General features: G+C 69.2%; 18 protein-coding genes. 9 read left to right on the top strand and 9 right to left on the bottom strand.

Going from position 1 to position 17,686, the window contains the following annotated elements:
- Positions 1-13 precede the first annotated feature (13 nt).
- The 4 genes from CLM62_RS32315 to CLM62_RS32300 all read right to left on the bottom strand — a co-directional run bounded on the left by CLM62_RS32315 (position 14) and on the right by CLM62_RS32300 (position 4,047).
- Positions 14-1,426, bottom strand: coding sequence for an ATP-binding protein (locus CLM62_RS32315; protein ID WP_095753442.1), 1,413 nt, complete (start codon positions 1,424-1,426; stop codon positions 14-16).
- Between the two features lie 57 nt (positions 1,427-1,483).
- The gene (locus CLM62_RS32310) at positions 1,484-2,188 is read right to left on the bottom strand and encodes a response regulator transcription factor (protein ID WP_095753441.1); all 705 of its coding nucleotides are present in this window, start codon (positions 2,186-2,188) and stop codon (positions 1,484-1,486) included.
- Between the two features lie 129 nt (positions 2,189-2,317).
- Positions 2,318-2,944 carry an FMN reductase gene (locus CLM62_RS32305; protein ID WP_095753440.1) on the bottom strand — a complete coding sequence of 209 codons (627 nt, stop codon included), beginning with the start codon at positions 2,942-2,944 and terminating at the stop codon, positions 2,318-2,320.
- A 20-nt stretch (positions 2,945-2,964) separates the two neighbouring features.
- Positions 2,965-4,047, bottom strand: coding sequence for an LLM class flavin-dependent oxidoreductase (locus CLM62_RS32300; RefSeq protein WP_095753439.1), 1,083 nt, complete (start codon positions 4,045-4,047; stop codon positions 2,965-2,967).
- A gap of 113 nt (positions 4,048-4,160) precedes the next feature.
- Here CLM62_RS32300 and CLM62_RS32295 point away from each other — a divergent pair, with 113 nt between their 5' ends.
- Positions 4,161-4,973, top strand: coding sequence for a helix-turn-helix domain-containing protein (locus tag CLM62_RS32295; protein ID WP_095753438.1), 813 nt, complete (start codon positions 4,161-4,163; stop codon positions 4,971-4,973).
- Between the two features lie 111 nt (positions 4,974-5,084).
- Here CLM62_RS32295 and CLM62_RS32290 read toward each other — a convergent pair whose 3' ends face one another.
- Entirely contained in the window at positions 5,085-5,975 is an 891-nt protein-coding gene (locus tag CLM62_RS32290) for an NADP-dependent oxidoreductase (protein WP_095753437.1), read from the bottom strand.
- Between the two features lie 126 nt (positions 5,976-6,101).
- Here CLM62_RS32290 and CLM62_RS32285 point away from each other — a divergent pair, with 126 nt between their 5' ends.
- Positions 6,102-6,500, top strand: a complete 399-nt coding sequence (locus tag CLM62_RS32285; RefSeq protein ID WP_095753436.1) for a helix-turn-helix domain-containing protein — start codon at positions 6,102-6,104, stop codon at positions 6,498-6,500.
- Positions 6,501-6,528: 28 nt separating this feature from the next.
- Here CLM62_RS32285 and CLM62_RS32280 read toward each other — a convergent pair whose 3' ends face one another.
- Positions 6,529-7,002 (bottom strand): MarR family winged helix-turn-helix transcriptional regulator, encoded by a 474-nt coding sequence (locus CLM62_RS32280; protein ID WP_095753435.1) that lies wholly within the window; start codon positions 7,000-7,002, stop codon positions 6,529-6,531.
- Between the two features lie 123 nt (positions 7,003-7,125).
- Between CLM62_RS32280 and CLM62_RS32275 the strand changes: the two genes are divergently transcribed.
- Positions 7,126-7,461 carry a YnfA family protein gene (locus CLM62_RS32275; protein WP_095753434.1) on the top strand — a complete coding sequence of 112 codons (336 nt, stop codon included), beginning with the start codon at positions 7,126-7,128 and terminating at the stop codon, positions 7,459-7,461.
- A gap of 64 nt (positions 7,462-7,525) precedes the next feature.
- On the opposite strand, the gene CLM62_RS32270 is transcribed toward CLM62_RS32275, so the two are convergent.
- Entirely contained in the window at positions 7,526-7,957 is a 432-nt protein-coding gene (locus tag CLM62_RS32270; protein WP_095753433.1) for an ester cyclase, read from the bottom strand.
- A 153-nt stretch (positions 7,958-8,110) separates the two neighbouring features.
- Between CLM62_RS32270 and CLM62_RS32265 the strand changes: the two genes are divergently transcribed.
- From CLM62_RS32265 to CLM62_RS32260, 3 genes are all read left to right on the top strand, one after another.
- The gene (locus CLM62_RS32265; RefSeq protein WP_095753432.1) at positions 8,111-8,887 is read left to right on the top strand and encodes an SDR family NAD(P)-dependent oxidoreductase; all 777 of its coding nucleotides are present in this window, start codon (positions 8,111-8,113) and stop codon (positions 8,885-8,887) included.
- Entirely contained in the window at positions 8,887-9,033 is a 147-nt protein-coding gene (locus CLM62_RS50325; RefSeq protein ID WP_179382313.1) for a hypothetical protein, read from the top strand. The genes CLM62_RS32265 and CLM62_RS50325 overlap by 1 nt, the downstream gene beginning before the upstream one ends.
- 285 nt (positions 9,034-9,318) lie before the next feature.
- Positions 9,319-10,878, top strand: coding sequence for a recombinase family protein (locus CLM62_RS32260; RefSeq protein WP_143659188.1), 1,560 nt, complete (start codon positions 9,319-9,321; stop codon positions 10,876-10,878).
- Positions 10,879-10,943: 65 nt separating this feature from the next.
- On the opposite strand, the gene CLM62_RS32255 is transcribed toward CLM62_RS32260, so the two are convergent.
- Complete coding sequence (locus tag CLM62_RS32255; RefSeq protein WP_095753430.1) at positions 10,944-12,137, bottom strand: RtcB family protein; 1,194 nt, start codon at positions 12,135-12,137, stop codon at positions 10,944-10,946.
- A 202-nt stretch (positions 12,138-12,339) separates the two neighbouring features.
- On the opposite strand from CLM62_RS32255, the gene CLM62_RS32250 reads away from it, so the two are divergent.
- The 3 genes from CLM62_RS32250 (at position 12,340) to CLM62_RS32240 (ending at position 15,725) form a co-directional block, all read left to right on the top strand.
- Positions 12,340-13,215, top strand: a complete 876-nt coding sequence (locus tag CLM62_RS32250) for a hypothetical protein (protein WP_095753429.1) — start codon at positions 12,340-12,342, stop codon at positions 13,213-13,215.
- A gap of 172 nt (positions 13,216-13,387) precedes the next feature.
- Entirely contained in the window at positions 13,388-14,272 is an 885-nt protein-coding gene (locus tag CLM62_RS32245) for a DUF3558 family protein (RefSeq protein WP_095753428.1), read from the top strand.
- A gap of 85 nt (positions 14,273-14,357) precedes the next feature.
- Entirely contained in the window at positions 14,358-15,725 is a 1,368-nt protein-coding gene (locus tag CLM62_RS32240; RefSeq protein ID WP_095753427.1) for a DUF2637 domain-containing protein, read from the top strand.
- A gap of 69 nt (positions 15,726-15,794) precedes the next feature.
- Here the strand turns inward: CLM62_RS32240 and lysS are convergent, their stop codons facing one another.
- Entirely contained in the window at positions 15,795-17,537 is a 1,743-nt protein-coding gene (gene lysS, locus CLM62_RS32235) for a lysine--tRNA ligase (RefSeq protein ID WP_095753426.1), read from the bottom strand.
- Positions 17,538-17,686: the final 149 nt, after the last annotated feature.

The raw sequence follows: 17,686 nt of genomic DNA, 5'->3' as shown, positions 1-17,686 counted from the left end.
CTCACCGCCACCCTCATCCCCCACCCACCGTGAACCCGATCACCGCCCCACCCCCCTCCCGCCGCACAGCGAACGGCGCTCCCCCATGCGCGAGCGCCACCTCCCGCACGATGGACAACCCCAGGCCCGAGCCGGGCAGGGAGCGGGCGTCGGCGGCGCGGTAGAAGCGGTCGAAGACGCGGATCAGGTCGCGGTCGGAGATGCCGGGGCCACGGTCGAGGACCTCGACGCGGACGGACCCGCTGCCCACGCTGGATGAGGGCCCCGGCCGGGCGGGCCCGGCGATGTCGAGTTCGATGGGTGCCGTGCCGTCGCTGTCGAACTTCGCCGCGTTCTCGACGAGGTTGGAGATCGCGCGGGTCAGCATGCCGGGCCGGCCGTCGGTGGTCGTGTCGCCGCTCGCGCGGACCAGGATCTCCCGCCCGGTACGGCGCCGGGCGAGCCCCGCGACCTCCTCGGCGAGGTCGGCGAGGTCGACCCGTTGCGGCGGCTCGGTGTCGGACTGCCCGGCGGCGAGGTCGACGAGCTCGTTGACCAGGTCGGTCAGTTCGCGGGCCTCCTGGGTCAGGTCCGCCACCAGCTCTTCGCGGGTGGCGGGGGGCAGCTCGTCGATCCTCCGCAGCAGGGAGATGTTCGTACGCAGAGAGGTCAGCGGCGTACGCAGCTCGTGCCCCGCGTCCTGGACCAGCCGGCGCTGGTCCTCCTCGGACTGGGCGAGGCGGCCCAGCATGCGGTCGAAGGCGCGACCGAGGCGGCCGACCTCGTCGTAGCCGGTGACGGGCACCTGGATGCCGAGCCGGCGGGTGCGGGCGACGTCCTCGGCGGCGGAGGTGAGGATGACCAGCCGCCGGGTGATGCGCCGGGCCAGCCACCAGCCGAACAGCCCTGCGGCGACCACCACCGCGACCATCAGGATCAGCGTGCGCTGTTGCAGGGCCCGCAGCAGGTCCTCGGTGTCGCTGAACTCCTGCGCGACCTGCACCGCGCCCCGTCCCCCGCCGAGCGAGACGGTCGCCACCCGGTAGACGTCGTCGGCGACGTCGACGTCGTCGTGCTCGACCAGCCTCCCGGACGTGCCGGCCGCGGCGATCCTCCGGTCGGCGCCGGTGACCGGCAGCCCTGGACTGCCCGGATCGACGACGCGACCGTCCGGCCCCAGCACCTGCACGTCCGTACGGGCGGGCCGCACGATGTCGTGGCCCGGCGCGGAGGAGGAGAAGTCGTCCGGCGACATCCGGGCCGTGCGCACCTCGTCCCGCAGATCCCGCACGACCTGGTCGAACACGGACTCCTGGTCCACCCGCACCAGCCGGGCGGCGGCGCTGTAGGACAGCACACCGACCAGGAGGGTGACGGCGGCGGTCACGGCCGCGAAGGACACCGCGAAGGTGGTCCGCAGCGACAGCAGCCGCGGCCGCCGGATCACGGGCCGGAGCCGGGGCCGCCGCCTCGCCGACAACGACAACCGCCCGAGGCGGCCCACTCAGTCCTCCCGCAGCACGTAACCCACCCCGCGGACCGTGTGGATCAGCTGCGCCGCCCCCGGCTCGTCCAGCTTGCGGCGCAGATAGCCGACGTACACGGCGAGGTTCTTGGAACCGGGCCCGAAGTCGTAGCCCCAGATCCGGTCGTAGATGGTGGAGTGGTCGAGCACGATCCCCGCGTTGCGCACGAGCAGCTCCAGCAGCTCGAACTCGGTGCGCGTCAGCTCCAGCTCCCGCGTCCCGCGCCAGGCGCGACGGGCCTGCACGTCCATCCGCAGCCCGGCCGCCTCGATCCGCCCGTCGGGCACCGGCGGCGGCGGCTTCGGTACGCCGGTCAGCGCGCCGACCGGACTGGTCCGCCGCAGCAGGGCACGCAGCCGGGCGAAGACCTCCTCGACGTCGAAGGGCTTCACCACGTAGTCGTCGGCGCCCGCGTCCAGACCGGCGATCCGGTCCTGGGTCTCCACGAGCGCCGTCAGCATCAGGATCGGCGTGCGGTCGCCCTCGGCGCGCAGCACCCGGCAGACCTGGAGTCCGTCGATCCCGGGCATCATCACGTCGAGGACGAGCACGTCCGGCGGGGTCTTGTGGGCCTGCGCCAGCGCCTCGACGCCGTCGACGACCGCGGTGACCTGGTAGCCCTCCAGCGTCAGGGCGCGCTCCAGGGCGTGACGGATGGCGCGGTCGTCTTCGGCGAGCAGCACAGTTTGGGGCACGCCCACAGTGTGCCAAGCCATCACGGTCGTACGACGTGATGAACGGCTCAGTGGGCACCTTCTTACTGGCCTCTCACCGGTGGGGGAGCAACCGGAGGATGCTCCCCTACCGTCCTCTCACCTCGCGGGCCGCAGCGCGGCGAGCTGTTCCTCGAAAGGCACGACCGCGAAGTCGTCAGAGTGGTCGGAGTGGTCGGAGTGGTCGGAGTCGTCCATCGCCGGCGCGGACGCCGCGAGGCCGGTCATCAGCCCAGCCAGCTCCCCCGCCGCCCGCGCGACCCGCCCGTCCAGTCCCTCGGCGCCCCAGTCCTCCGAGGCGGCGTACACCCCGGTCGGGACGACGACGGCCCGGAGGTAGGAGAAGAGCGGCCTCAGAGCGTGCTCGAGCACCAGCGAGTGCCGGGCCGTGCCGCCCGTGGCCGCGATCAGCACCGGCTTGCCCGCCAGCGCGTCCTTGTCGATCACGTCGAAGAACGACTTGAACAGCCCGCTGTACGACGCGGAGAACACGGGGGTCACCACGATCAACCCGTCGGCCCCGGTCACCGCGTCGATCGCGGCGCTCAGCTTCCGCCCAGGAAACCCGTTCGTGAAGTTGTGCGCGATCTCCACGGCCAGGTCGCGCAACTCGACGACCTGAACCTCCGCCGAGCCCCGTTCGGCAGCCGCCGCGGCCAGCCGGTCGCCCAGCAGCCGGGTGGAGGACGGGACGCTCAGCCCGGCCGAGACGACGACGAGCTTCATACGGCGGCCTCCTGAGCGCCTCATACGGTGGCCTCCTGAGCCTTGAGCAACGACGCGTGGGTCGGCCCGTCGGGCACGTCGGCCGGGCGGTCCACCGCGAACTCCTTCCGCAGGACGGGCACGACCTCCTCGCCGAGCATGTCGATCTGCTCCAGCACGGTCTTCAGCGGCAGCCCGGCGTGGTCCACGAGGAACAGCTGGCGCTGGTAGTCGCCTGCGTACTCGCGGAAGGTCAGCGTCTTGTCGATGACCTGCTCGGGCGAGCCCACGGTCAGCGGGGTCTGGTCGGTGAAGTCCTCCAGCGACGGCCCGTGCCCGTAGACGGGCGCGACGTCGAAGTACGGCCGGAACTCGCGCACCGCGTCCTGCGAGTTCCTCCGCATGAAGACGTGCCCGCCCAACCCCACGATGGCCTGCTCGGGCGTGCCGTGCCCGTAGTGGGCGTACCGGGTCCGGTACAGCTCGACCATCCGCTTGGTGTGGTCGGCCGGCCAGAAGATGTTGTTGTGGAAGAAGCCGTCGCCGTAGTACGCGGCCTGCTCGGCGATCTCCGGCGAGCGGATCGAGCCGTGCCAGACGAACGGGGGCACGCCGTCGAGCGGGCGGGGCGTGGAGGTGAAGCCCTGGAGCGGCGTGCGGAACTTCCCCTCCCAGTTCACGACGTCCTCGCGCCACAGCCGGTGGAGGAGGGCGTAGTTCTCGATGGCGAGGTTGATGCCCTGCCGGATGTCCTGCCCGAACCAGGGATAGACGGGCCCCGTGTTCCCGCGCCCCATCATGAGGTCCACCCGGCCGTCCGCCAGATGCTGGAGCATCGCGAAGTCCTCGGCGATCTTCACCGGGTCGTTGGTGGTGATGAGGGTGGTGGCGGTGGAGAGGATCAGCCGCTGCGTGCGCGCCGCGATGTAGCCGAGCATGGTGGTCGGCGACGAGGGGACGAACGGCGGGTTGTGGTGCTCGCCGGTCGCGAAGACGTCGAGCCCGACCTCCTCGGCCTTCAGCGCGATGGCGACCATGGCCTTGATGCGCTCACGCTCGGTCGGCGTCCGGCCCGTGGTCGGGTCCGGCGTGACATCGCCGACGCTGAAGATCCCGAACTGCATGGTCGCTCACCCTCCAGGTTGTTGACCGTTCAACTATACCCCTGGAACGGTCCGCCCCTCCCCCGTATTCCACACATCCACCGAGTGTCAGTACCCCGTCCTACGATCGCTGCATGGCCGCCCCACGCCGTGACACCCGAGGCATCGTCGACGCCGCGGAACTCTTCGCGCGCGTGCACTTCCGCCGCCGCGAACCCGCCGAGCCGCTGCGCCGGTACGTCGAGCTGTACTGGCTGATCGACTGGGACCTCACCGAGCCGTACGTCTCCCATGTCGTCCCGCACCCCGCGGTCAACATCGTCTTCCAGCGGTTCGAAGGCCGGGAGCCCTTCATCGAGGTCGCGGGCATCCAGCTCGACCTCTTCACACAGAAGCTGGAGGGCCGCGGCCGGGTCTGCGGCATCAAATTCCGACCGGGCGGCTTCCGCCCCTTCGCACCGGAGCGGCCGGTGACGAAGTGGACCGGCCGGCGGATCTTCTCCCCCGAGGTCTTCGAGGTCCTCCCGGACACGGACCCCACCACGATCCTCGCCCCGGCCGACGAGGACGCCCGCGTCGCCGCCCTCGACGCGTTCCTGCTCGCCCTCACCCCACGGACCGACCCCCAGGCCGACCTCGCGACGACCCTCGTAGACCGCATCCGCACCGACCGCACGATCCGCCGCGTCACCGACTTCGCCCACTCCGAGGGCATGTCCGTACGACTGCTCCAGCGCCTGTTCGCCGCATACGTCGGCGTCGGCCCGAAGTGGGTCATCCTCCGCTACCGCATCCACGAGGCCCTGGAACGCGCGGAGAGAGACCGCGAGGTGGACTGGGCCACCCTTGCCGCCGACCTCGGCTACGCCGACCAGGCCCACCTGATCCGCGACTTCACCACGACGGTGGGGGTGCCACCGACTGCGTATGCACAGGGGGTGCACTGAGGGCCAATCGTGCGCACAGGCGGTGTACTGAGGGCCATCGTGGCCGCACTGGCTCGGCGGGCCGCCCTGGCTCGCCGCGCCCAAGCCGGCCGGGGCGGTCGGCCCGAGGCCCTACGGCACCAGCACCAGCCGCCCCCGCACCCCACCCTCCGCGAGCCGGGCGTGCGCCTTCGGCGCGTCCTCCAGGGCGTATGCCTCGGCCACCCGGAGGGTCAGCGCCCCCTCGTCCACCAGCCGGACCAGCTCGGCAAGCCGCGCCCCGTCCGCCCTCACCTCGATCGCGCCGACCCGCACGCCCCGCACCGGCGCCGGGTACGCCCGCGGAATGACGCCGGCATAGCCGCCCCCGTCCCGCACCCACTCCAAGGCCGCCTCGCCGAGAACCGCCGCGTCCAGCACCGCGTCGACGCTGCCCGCCCCGACGGCACCGGTCACCAGACGGGCCGCCCCCAGAGACCGTACGAACTCCTCGTCCTCCGCCCGGGCCAGCGCGGTCACCGAAATCCCCCGGCGCGCGGCGAGCTGGACGGCATACCCGCCGACCGCGCCCGCCGCCCCCGTCACCAGCAGCGACTGATCCGGCGTCAACTCCAGCAGATCCAGGGCCTGTACGGCGGCCAGCGCGTTCAGCGGCAGGGTCGCCGCCGCGACCGCGTCGACCGTCTTCGGCGCCAGGGCCACCGCGTCCGTGGGTACGACGACGTACTCGGCGTGCGTGCCCAGCGGCTTCAGCATGCCGTAGTCCAGCGCCACGACCTCGTCGCCGACGTTCCAGGCACTCCCCGCCCCCGTCGCGTCCACCGTCCCGGCGACGTCCCAGCCGAGCCCGAACTGTTGGCCCGCGCCTCCGAAGACGCCCGTGCGCACCCCGACGTCCACCGGGTTCAGCGCGGCCGCCGCGACCTTGATCCGCACCTGCCCCGCGGCCGGCTCGGGCACCTCGCTCTCCACGATCCGTACGACCTCGGGCCCGCCGAATGTCGTCACCACCGCAGCTCGCATGTCCGTCAACTCCCCCTACGTCACTGTCTGCCTAGGTTTCTCCTCGACTGACGGCAACCCTAGGAAGAGTTACTATCCATCGGGAAGTAGTTACCAAAAAGTGCGTACGTACCCCGGAGGTGAGCCATGGCGACCAAGACGGCGGCCCAGCGACGCGAACAGGCCCGTGCCGAGTACGACGCCTTCCTCAAGAGCTGTCCGACCAACCAGCTCCTGGACCGCATCAGCGACAAGTGGGTCAGCCTCGTCGTCTCCGCCCTCACCCCCGGCCCCCTGCGCTACAGCGACCTCGGCCGCAAGATCGCCGGCGTCAGCCCCAAGATGCTGACGCAGACGCTGCGTTCACTGGAGCGCGACGGCATCCTCACCCGCACGGTCACCCCGTCCGTCCCCGTCCGCGTCGACTACGAACTCACCGAACTGGGCCGCAGCCTGAGCCTGCTGCTGGGCGCCGTGAAGGACTGGGCGGAGACCCACATCGAGGAGGTCTGGGAGGCACGGGAGCAGTACGACACCGAAGGCTGACCACATAAGGCGCGGCACGGGACCGGCCTCACACCTCCCCGGCCCGCAGCCGTGCCACCTGGGCCGCGCTGAACTCCGTCGTACGCCTCATATGGTCGACGATCAGGCCGAGTTGGGCCTCGTCCAGGTCGTCGAAGAGCGCGGTCCACCCGCCGCCCAGCCGCTCCCACACCCGCCCGAACTCCGCGACCTTCTCCGGCACGGTCGCCACGAGCACCCGCCGCCGGTCGGCCGCGTCCCGCTCCCGCACGACGTACCCGGCCCGCTCGAGCCGGTCCACCAGCCGCGTCGCCGACCCCGTCGTCAGCCCGGTCAGCTCGGCGACACGGCCCGTCGTCACCGGCCCACGCTCCAGCGTGAGCAGGTTCAGGCACTGCAGATCGGTCGGATGCAGCCCGAGATGGTCGGCGACGGCCTGATTGAACATGGCGTACGACGCCATGTAACGGCGGGAGACCACGGACAGCTCGTCCAGCAGCCGCTCACGTGCCCCACCCGACATGCCGCCCGCCTTTCCTCTGCACCGTGCAGAGATCGTACGGCGGGGCGGCCGAGGCCCGGCCACCATCAGGTGACGCACGCGGGTGACCCCTGCGCCTCCACACACGCATGCGAAGCTGCCCGCATGCTCATCCTCCGCTCCGCCGCCCTCTTCGTCGTCGCCGCCCTCTTCGAGATCGGCGGCGCCTGGCTGGTCTGGCAGGGCGTACGCGAACACCGCGGCTGGCTGTGGATCGGCGCCGGCGTCATCGCCCTCGGCGCGTACGGCTTCGTAGCCACGCTCCAGCCGGACGCGAACTTCGGCCGCATCCTCGCCGCGTACGGCGGTGTCTTCGTCGCCGGTTCCCTGGCCTGGGGAATGGCCGCAGACGGCTACCGCCCGGACCGCTGGGACGTCACGGGCGCGCTGATCTGCCTCGCGGGCATGGCGGTCATCATGTACGCGCCGCGAGCCGACTGAGCCGACTGAGCCGGCTCGCGGCGGCTGGAGTCGGATATGGCTGGAGTCGCTACGGCTGGAATCGCTACGGCTGCTCGGGCAGCAGCCCCAACTGCCCCAGGAAGTCCATCTCGTCGAAGTAGAGCCGGTAGTCGACGATCCGGCCGTCCTTCACGGTGGCGATGTCCACCCCGCGGATCCTGATCTCCTTCTGGGTCGCGGGGAGCGTCTCCCCGCTGGGCAGGTGCAGCGGCCCGGTGTTCCTGCCGCTGAAGATGCCCTCGTCGATGGCCGTGTCACCGGTCTCGTACTTGTGCAACGACTCGAACGTGGCCTCGGGGACCGCCTCCGTCATCTGCCGCCAGTAGTCGACGATGTGGTCGCGCCCACGGATCTCTCCTTCGTCGGGCGTGACGGCGACCGCGTCCTCGGCATACAGATCGGCGATGGCCTTGAGGTCCGGGTGCGTGGTCAGCGCATCCGTGAGCCGGTCCATGACCTCACGTGCCTGTCCCATGGATCCACCTCCTGCTCAGGGGATCACCCACACCCCATTCTTCCACCGCGGCCGCCCACGAGCCGACCCGAGAACGAGACCAGGAACCGCCCGCACATCCCGCCCGCCTATCCTGACCGGACAGGCATTCGCCCCCCGTCCGAGGAGCAGTCCATGGCCACCGCCGCCCCGTCCGCCGCCTCCCGCATCGCCGTCGTCACCGGTGCGAGCAGCGGAATCGGCGCCGCCACCGCCCGGCAGCTCGCCGCAGCCGGCTACCGCGTGGTTCTCACCGCCCGCCGCAAGGACCGCATCGAGGCACTCGCCGAGGAGATCAGCGCGGCCGGCCACTCCGCGACGGCGTACCAGCTGGACGTCACCGACCGCGCGGCCGTCGACGAGTTCGCCTCGGCCTTCAAGACCATCGGCGTGCTCGTGAACAACGCGGGCGGCGCGCTCGGCGCCGACCCGGTCGCGACCGGCGACCCGGACGACTGGCGCACGATGTACGAGACCAACGTCATCGGCACCCTCAACCTCACCCAGGCCCTGCTCCCCAAGCTGGACGCGAGCGGCGACGGCACGATCGTCGTCGTCTCCTCCACGGCCGGCCACGGCACGTACGAGGGCGGCGCGGGCTACGTCGCCGCCAAGCACGGCGCCCACGTCCTCGCCGAGACCCTCCGCCTGGAGATCGTCGGCCGCCCGGTCCGCGTCATCGAGATCGCCCCCGGCATGGTCAGGACGGACGAGTTCGCCCTCACCCGCTTCGGCGGCGACAAGGACAAGGCGGAGAAGGTCTACGAGGGCGTCGACGAGCCCCTCACCGCCGACGACGTCGCCGACACCATCACCTGGGCGATCACCCGCCCCAGCCACGTCAACGTCGACCTCCTGATCCTCCGCCCGCGCGCCCAGGCCTCGAACACGAAGGTCCACCGGGAACTGTGATGGACGGCGCCGACCGGGACAGACGCCGCCTGAACGAGGAGAAGAAGAACGAACGCAAGATGTGGTGGTGGCTGGCGTACTTCCTCTTCGGCATCCACATCGTGGCGTTCGTGATGATCTACGCGGTGACGCACGCGCCCAAATAAGAACTGCACGGCGTTGAATGGCAGTTCGGGGGCCGGGCTGACGCATAGGACCACGGGCGTTAACTCACATGAGTGAAGGTCATCGATCACCCGAACGGGGACTGAACTGGCGATCTAGGCTCACGCCACAACATCAAAGCGACGGCCCTCGCCTGGGATGCCAGTCCTGGGCGAGGGCCTGACCAACAAGGAAGTAGAGGCTTCCGCGTGGCTGAGCTCGACACTAGCGTGCCTTCGAACGCTTCGACTTATCGATCTGCAAAGCAAAGACCTTCGGCCTCCGCAGTGCAACGCCTGCTCAAGGAGCTCCGTGGCGTCCCCCATGGCACACCATCGCTGCAGGAAGCCCTGTCCTTCCGGGAGGCCGGCTGGCGTCTGGTGGTCGTCTACTGCCGCATCTCGAACGACAGGCACAGAAGGGACGGCCATGGGGTTGAGGACCAGGCACGACATTGCGCCCGCATCGCAGCGCGCAATCGCATGATCGTCGTTCATCGCTACGTCGACAACGACAAGTCGGCTTCAAAGGCCGGAGTCGAGCGGCCTGACTTCGATGCGATGCTCGACGCCCTGACGAACGGGCAAACTGCCGCTGGATACCCGATCGACGGGGTCGTGTGCGTCTCCGACGACCGGCTGTACCGGGACGTACACACGTACCAGCGCTTCCTCAAGTGCTTCACCGCGCATCCCGCCCGCGTTTACGCCGAAGGGCTCGACTCGTACGACCTCTACAGCGAAGAGGCTGCGCGTCGTGGCCTGCTGGGGGCGGCCGCCGCACGAGCTGAGAGCACGAAGCAACAGCATCGGGCCAAACTGAACCACCGCGCCCGAGCAGAGCGTGGAGAGCCAGTGGCATCGCGCCGCCCGTTCGGCTGGAACGCCGACAAGGTCACGCTCCATCCGGGCGAATCGCAAGTGGTGCGGAGCGGAGTGCAGAGCTTGCTGCAGGGCAAGACACTGACCGCGGTGACCCAGGACTTCGTGGCCTCGGGTTACACAAGCACACTGGGAAACCCTTGGCAGCGCCAGACGGTCAAGCAGATCCTGCGCAACGCGCGTATCTGCGGATACCGCAAGCTCCACGGCACGCTCGTCCTCGATGCAGACGGAATGCCCGTCGTCGGCCAATGGGAGCCGATCGTGTCGCCGGAGGAGTGGCAGGCCGTCGCAGAATCATTGGAGAGCCAACGACACCCCGGGGGCTGGCGCAGAAACGGCGCACACCGCCGAGAGGACAGTGTCTACCTGCTTACCGGGCTGGTGCGTTGCGGGCGACCGCTTGTCGGCGGCCAGCCCTGTGGCGCGCCCTTGCACGGACGCCCGACCACCGCTTCGTACGAGTACCGCTGTCGGCCTGCGCTCGACGGTGGCTGCGGCCGAGTCAGCCGCCAGGGCCCCGCGGTGGATGATCTGATCACCCAATACGTTCTCACCGCACTGGAACGAGAGGGCGCACTCGGCACATCGCCTGCTATCCCCTGGCCAGAGACGCACAAGCTGGAAACCACGAATCAGCGAAAAGCACTGCTACAGGAACAGTGGTACGCCGGTGAGATCAACGACCGCGAGTACTTCTCGCTTCTGGCACGGGAAGAGACGGAGATCAAGCGCCTTGTGAATGAGCAGCAGGCCTGGCTGGTCAGGCACGGTTCTGTCGAGCGCGGGCGGATCGACGCGCGAGCTCATTGGGACGGACTTCGCCTGAGGGAAAAGCGTCAGATTCTGTTCCGTCTGCTTGAAGCCGTAGTCGTCCTCCCCGGCACCAAGGGCTCGCATCGCTTCGAACCCACTGCAGTGATTCCTGTGTGGCGCACGACGGTTCCGGAGATCCAGGCCGCATAGGCGGAATCATTCCGATAACACGGCCCCCGGTCTCACCGCCGGGGGCCGTGCCACACACGCGCGGATCAGCCCTTCACACAGATAACCTGCTTCAGCTTCGCCACGACCTCCACCAGGTCCCGCTGCTGATCGATGACCTGCTCGATCGGCTTGTACGCACCCGGGATCTCATCCACGACACCGGAGTCCTTACGGCACTCCACGCCCCGCGTCTGCTCCTCCAGGTCCTTCGTCGAGAAGCGCCGCTTCGCCGCGTTGCGGCTCATGCGCCGACCGGCTCCGTGTGAGGCCGAGTTGAAGGACTTCTCGTTGCCGAGACCCTTCACGATGTACGAACCGGTGCCCATCGAGCCCGGGATGATCCCGTACTCACCGGACCTGGCGCTGATCGCTCCCTTGCGCGTGACGAGCAGGTCCATACCCTCGTAGCGCTCACGGCTCACGTAATTGTGGTGGCAGCTCACCTCGGGCTCGAAGGTCACCCGTGCCTTCTTGAACTCCTTACGGATCACGCCCTTGAAGAGGGCCATCATGATCGACCGGTTGTACTTGGCGTACTCCTGAGCCCAGTAGAGATCGTTCTGGTACGCCGCCATCTGCGGAGTGTCCGCCACGAAAACCGCAAGATCGCGGTCGATCAGCCCCTGGTTGTGCGGAAGCCTCTGGGCCACACCGATGTGGTGCTCGGCCAGCTCCTTGCCGATGTTCCGGGAACCGGAGTGGAGCATGAGCCAGACCGAACCTTCACCACTTATGCATACTTCTGCGAAATGATTTCCGGATCCGAGCGTTCCCATCTGCTTTCCGGCCCGCTCATGACGGAATTTGACCGCTTCCGCCACTCCGTCGAAGCGCCCCCAGAAGTCGTCCCAACCCGCAGTCGCGAACCCGTGCAGCCGCCCCGGGTCGACGGGATCGTCATGCATTCCCCGCCCCACCGGAATAGCCTGCTCCACCTTCGACCGAAGCCGCGACAGATCCCCCGGCAGATCATTCGCCGTCAGCGAGGTCTTCACCGCCGACATCCCGCACCCGATGTCCACCCCCACCGCCGCAGGACACACAGCCCCCCGCATCGCGATGACCGACCCGACCGTCGCGCCCTTCCCGTAGTGGACGTCCGGCATGACCGCCAGCCCCTTGATCCACGGCAGCGTCGCCACGTTCCGCAGCTGCTGGAGTGCCCCGTCCTCGACCGTCGCCGGGTCGGTCCACATGCGGATGGGTACCTTCGCGCCCGGCATTTCCACGTACGACATATCGCCCTCTTCCCCCGTAAAATCAACAGAACTATCGAATCGCAAAACCGGCGCCAAGGTCGATGAAAGGGACAGCGGACCGGCGTCCACGGCAGTGCGTGCGATACACATTGTCTCCAGGGGGCGCCCCCGTGCGGCAAGCGAATAACCAGCGGGGACACTGAGATCCTCAGGGAAACACACCGTCGAGAGGAGCCCGACCGTGCAGCGGAAGGCCTACGTACCCGGCACAGTCGCGCTCCTCGCGGCCCTGCTGGCCGGCTGCACCGGCAGCTCGGACAACGGCAGTCCGCCTGACAACTCCAACCCCGGCGACTCCAGTACGGCTGCGGCCTCGGCCCAGCCGGGCCGGTACCGCACCCTCCCCGAACCCTGCGGCGCGGTCGGCCAGGACACCCTCAACTCGCTCCTGCCCGGCGTCAGGCAGATCACGGACGCGGAGCAGCGGGAGAAGGCCTACGCGGGCGAGGCCACGCTCACCTACGACACGGACCGCAAGGTCGGCTGCCGCTGGAAGGTGGAGTCCACGGACGCCACCGACCATCTCCTCGTCGACTTCGAGCGGGTGGTCTCGTACGACAACACCGTGAGCGACGACAGCGAGGCGCAGCAGCTGTTCGGGACGAAGGAGGATGCGGCGGACCTTCCCGAGCCGACGCCGTCCGAATCGCCGTCCGAATCGGCGTCCGAATCGCCGTCCGAATCGGTGTCCGAAGTGGCGTCCGGCGCGAGTTCCAGCCCCACCACCGGCGCCGACGAAGCCGGCGACCCGAGCGACGCCCCCTCGACGTCCGTCTCCGGCTCCCCCTCCCCTTCCGTCTCCACCACCCCTTCCACTCTCCAGCCCCGCCTCCTCGACGACCTCGGCGACGAAGCGTTCCTGGACCACGTCTTGAGCAGCTCCGGTTCGACGGCCCAGCAGCGCACGGTGACTGTGGCGTTCCGCACGTCGAACGTGATCGTGACGATCGAGTACGTGGAGCAGCCGGCCACCGTCGGTGTGGCCCCGGACAGCAAGGAAATGCAGGACAAGGCCCGGAAACTGGCCTCGCAGTTGGCGAACACGCTGTCCGACTGACGCCCCTTCACACGCTCCTCACGCCCGCACGCAAAGCGCACGAAGCACGGCCGCATGTCCTCCTCACCGCGTACCGTGGCCCCTCGGACCCGATCCGACCGCAGGAACCGCCAGGAACCATCAGGAACCCCAGCGTCCCCGGACCCGATCCGACGGCAGGAACACGAGCGTCATGAGTGAAGGAACCATGCAGCGACTAGCACAGCGAGAGAAGCGAGACCAGCGCGATCAGCGAGCGAAGCGCCTCAACCGCGTCCTTGTCTGCGCGGCTGCCGCCGTCCCCGCGATGCTGATCGCCACCGGCTGCTCCTCGGACTCCGGCTCCGACGACGCCGGCGCCAAGAACGCGGGCGCCACCGCCTCGGCCTCCGCGAGCCCTTCGCCGACGGTGCAGGCGGCGGCGTACAAGTCGCTTCCGGAGCCGTGCGCGGTGCTGTCGAAGAAGACCCTGGGCGAACTGGTGCCCGAGGCGGCGAAGTCCGGCAAGGAGGGCACGTCGGACGACACGGCGACGCGCGCCAACTGCTCCTGGAGCAGCCTCGACAACAACGGCGTCAAGGGCTCCCAGTTCCGCTGGCTGAACGTCGCCCTGCTGCGCTTCGAGTCGGACACCTCGCGCGGCACGGGCGAGAAGCAGGCGCAGTCGTACTACGACAAGCAGATCCAGGACGCCCAGGCGGTGAGCGGCGCGAAGAACACGAAGTCGGAGCCGGTCGCCGGGACGGGCGACGCGGCGACGGCCGTGAGTTACGACCTGAAGAAGAAGGAGGGTTCCTTCAAGCAGCAGACGGTCGTGGCACGCGTCGAGAACGTCGTCGTCACCCTCGACTACAACGGCGCGGGCCTGGCCGGCGAGAAGTCCCCGAGCGCTCAGTCCCTGGCGAAGCTGGCGCAGAAGGCGGCGAAGGAGGCGGTGGCTTCGGTGTCGTCGGCGAACGGCGTGGGCAAGGCGAGCGGTTCGCCGTCGCCCACGAAGTCGGCGTCGAAGGCGGGTTCGGAGGCGGGTTCGGAGGCGCCCTCGGCCTCCCCGTCGAAGTCGGCGTCGAAGAAGAGCTGACCGTCACTCTGGACCGGCCACCCGTCTCCCGCACAGATGTGCCACCCTGTTGCGCGCAACAACACGCACTGGGAGGGGAGTACGGGTGGCCGCGCCACTGCAGCTGACACGGATGCACCGGGTTCTCATCGGCGTGGTCGTCTCCGGTGCCGTCATCATCGCCGGTATCGGCTTCGCGGGTTCCTACGCGGCCGTCCGCGAGTTGGCCCTCCAAAAGGGCTTCGGGAACTTCAGTTACGTCTTCCCGATCGGAATCGACGCGGGTATCTGCGTCCTCCTCGCCCTCGACCTGCTCCTGACCTGGATCCGCATCCCCTTCCCGCTGCTCCGCCAGACGGCATGGCTGCTCACGGCGGCCACGATCGCGTTCAACGGCGCGGCGGCCTGGCCGGACCCGCTGGGCGTGGGCATGCACGGGGTGATCCCGATCCTCTTCGTGGTCTCGGTGGAGGCGGCCCGCCACGCGATCGGCCGCATAGCCGACATCACGGCGGACAAGCACATGGAGGGGGTCCGCCTCACCCGCTGGCTCCTCTCCCCCCTCCCGACGTTCCTGCTCTGGCGCCGCATGAAGCTCTGGGAGCTCCGCTCCTACGAGCAGGTCATCAAGCTGGAACAGGAGCGCCTGGTCTACCAGGCCCGCCTACGGTCACGCTTCGGCCGGGCGTGGAGGAGAAAGGCGCCGGTGGAGAGCCTGATGCCGCTGCGGTTGGCGCGGTACGGGGTTCCACTGGCGGAAACGGCCCCGGCGGGCTTGGCGGCGGCAGGCATAGAGCCGGCGTTGCTCCCGCCGGCACCGCAGCAGGCGCTGGACGCGGCCCCGGCAGCCGACGCGGCAGCTGCATCCGACGCGGCTGCGGGCAGTCGTGCCGCTGGGGCACCCGTCCCGCAGAGAGCGGCACCCCACAGCGGGCAGCGCCTGGAGCTCGACAGCAACCCCAACGCCGAGCAACTGCCCAACACGCCAGATCCGGACAACAGCCCCTGGTTCGAAACCCCCCGCCAGGTCGAATACCAGGGCGGCTACGACCCCACCTACGACCCCCAAGAGCAATACGAGCAGTGGTACGCAGAACAGCTCCAGGCCGAGCATTACCAGGACCAGCAGTACCAAGACCAGCAGTACCAAGACCAGCAGTACCTTGAGGAACCCCCTACCCAGGGCCCCTCTCCGGAGGAGACCGGCAGCTTCCCCATCCCCGCAGGCCCCGGCCGCACCCGCGAACTGGGCGAGGGAGGCGGCCCCCCGGAACCCCCCGAGCCGGACGAAGAGGCGTACTACCAGGTCTTCAAGCAGTCGATAGACGGCAGCGGCTACCCGACTCCCCGCGAGTTCAGCAGCAACGTCGAGGCGACCTACGGCATCCCCGTCCTGGACGCCGACGCCAAACGGATGGTCATGCGTTTCACCAACCGCTTCAACGCGGAACTGGAAGAAGACCACATCGCGTAACCGAATCCACGAAAGACGACTGTGGGGGCGCCCGGCAAACACCGGGCGCCCCCACAGTCGTAGAACCGCTTACTCCCCGAGCAGGGCCCGCACCCGCTCCTGCCCCACCGCCAACAGCAGCGTAGGCAGCCGCGGCCCCGTGTCCCGTCCCACCAGCAGGTGGTACAGCAGTGCGAAGAAGGACCGCTGGGCGGTCTTGATCTCCGGCGGCAGTTCCCTGGGCGTCGCGTCCGCGGGGAACCCGGCCTGCACCTTGGGCACGCCGTAGACGAGGTGGGTGAGCCCGTCCAGGGACCACGCCTCGGCCAGCCCGTCCAGCAGCAGTCGTAGCGACTGCTGGGCCTGCTCGTCGAGGGACTTCAGCAGCTCGGCGTCGGGTTCGTCCCGCACGATGGTCCGCTGGTCGGCGGGCACCTGGGTGTTGATCCACGCCTCGGCCTTGTCGTAGCGCGGCCGCACCTCGTCCAGCGACGCCAGCGGGTTCTCCGGGTCGAGCTCGGAGAGGATCCGCAGTGCCTGGTCCTCGTGCCCGGCGGTGATGTCGGCGACGGAGGCGAGGGTCCGGTACGGCAGGGGCCGGGGCGTCTTCGGCAGCTCACCGCCGGCGGTCCGTACCGCACGCGAGTGCGCGGCGACGTCCGCCGGAAGAGCCGACCCGTCCGCGACCTTCGCGTCCAGCTTGTCCCACTCGTCGTAGAGGCGCTGGATCTCCTGGTCGAAGGCGATCTTGAAGGACTGGTTGGGCTTGCGGCGGGCGTACAGCCAGCGCAGGAGCTGCGGCTCCATGATCTTCAGGGCGTCGGCGGGGGTGGGCACGCCACCGCGCGACGACGACATCTTCGCCATCCCGGAGATACCCACGAAGGCGTACATGGGTCCGATCGGCTGCTTGCCGCCGAAGAGCCCGACGATCTGTCCGCCGACCTGGAAGCTGGACCCCGGAGAGGAGTGGTCGACCCCGCTCGGCTCGAAGACGACCCCCTCGTACGCCCACCGCATCGGCCAGTCGACCTTCCACACCAGCTTGCCGCGGTTGAACTCGTTCAGCCGCACGGTCTCGCCGAAGCCGCAGGCGGTGCAGGTGTAGGTCAGCTCGGTGGTGTCGTCGTCGTAGGCGGTGACGATGGTGAGGTCCTTCTCGCAGTTGCCGCAGTACGGCTTGTACGGGAAGTACCCGGCGGAGCCACTGCTCCCGTCGTCCTCGCTCGCCGCGCCCGACCCCTCGGCGGCCTCCAGCTCGGCCTCGTCGACGGGCTTCTGCTGCTTCTTGGCGGCGGGAGCCTTCTTGGTCCGGTACTGGTCGAGGATCGCGTCGATCTCGCCGCGGTGCTTGATCGCGTGCAGGATCCGCTCCCGGTACACCCCGGAGGTGTACTGCGCGGTCTGGCTGATCCCGTCGAACTCGACCCCCAGCTCGGCGAGCGACTCGATCATCGCGGCCTTGAAGTGTTCGGCCCAGTTGGGGTGGGCGGAGCCCTTGGGGGCCGGGACGGAGGTGAGCGGCTTGCCGATGTGCTCGGCCCAGGACTCGTCGACGCCGGCGACACCGGCGGGCACCTTGCGGTAGCGGTCGTAGTCGTCCCAGGAGATCAGGTGCCGCACCTGACGCCCGCGCCGCCGGATCTCGTCCGCCACAAGGTGCGGGGTCATGACCTCCCGCAGGTTCCCCAGGTGGATGGGGCCGGACGGCGAGAGCCCGGACGCGACGACAACGGGTTTGCCGGGGGCCCGACGCTCCGACTCCTCGATGACCTCATCCGCGAAACGGGAGACCCAGTCGGTGGTCTCGGTGCTCTGAGCCACGATCGGCACGTCCTCTTTTTCTGGTTACTCGACCACAGCCGGTACGGTCGCACGGCTGACCCGCCCATTCTCCCAGACCTCCCCGCGCCCGAGAAAACCGCTTTACGCACCATGGGATACTGGCCGTGTCTATCCATCCCACGAGGAGAACGGCACCC

This window comes from Streptomyces sp. SA15 (genome assembly GCF_002291145.1).
GTDB lineage: Bacteria > Actinomycetota > Actinomycetes > Streptomycetales > Streptomycetaceae > Streptomyces.
The sequence above is the reverse complement of the archived record's forward strand: the minus strand, read 5'-3'. Positions and strand labels throughout refer to the sequence as shown.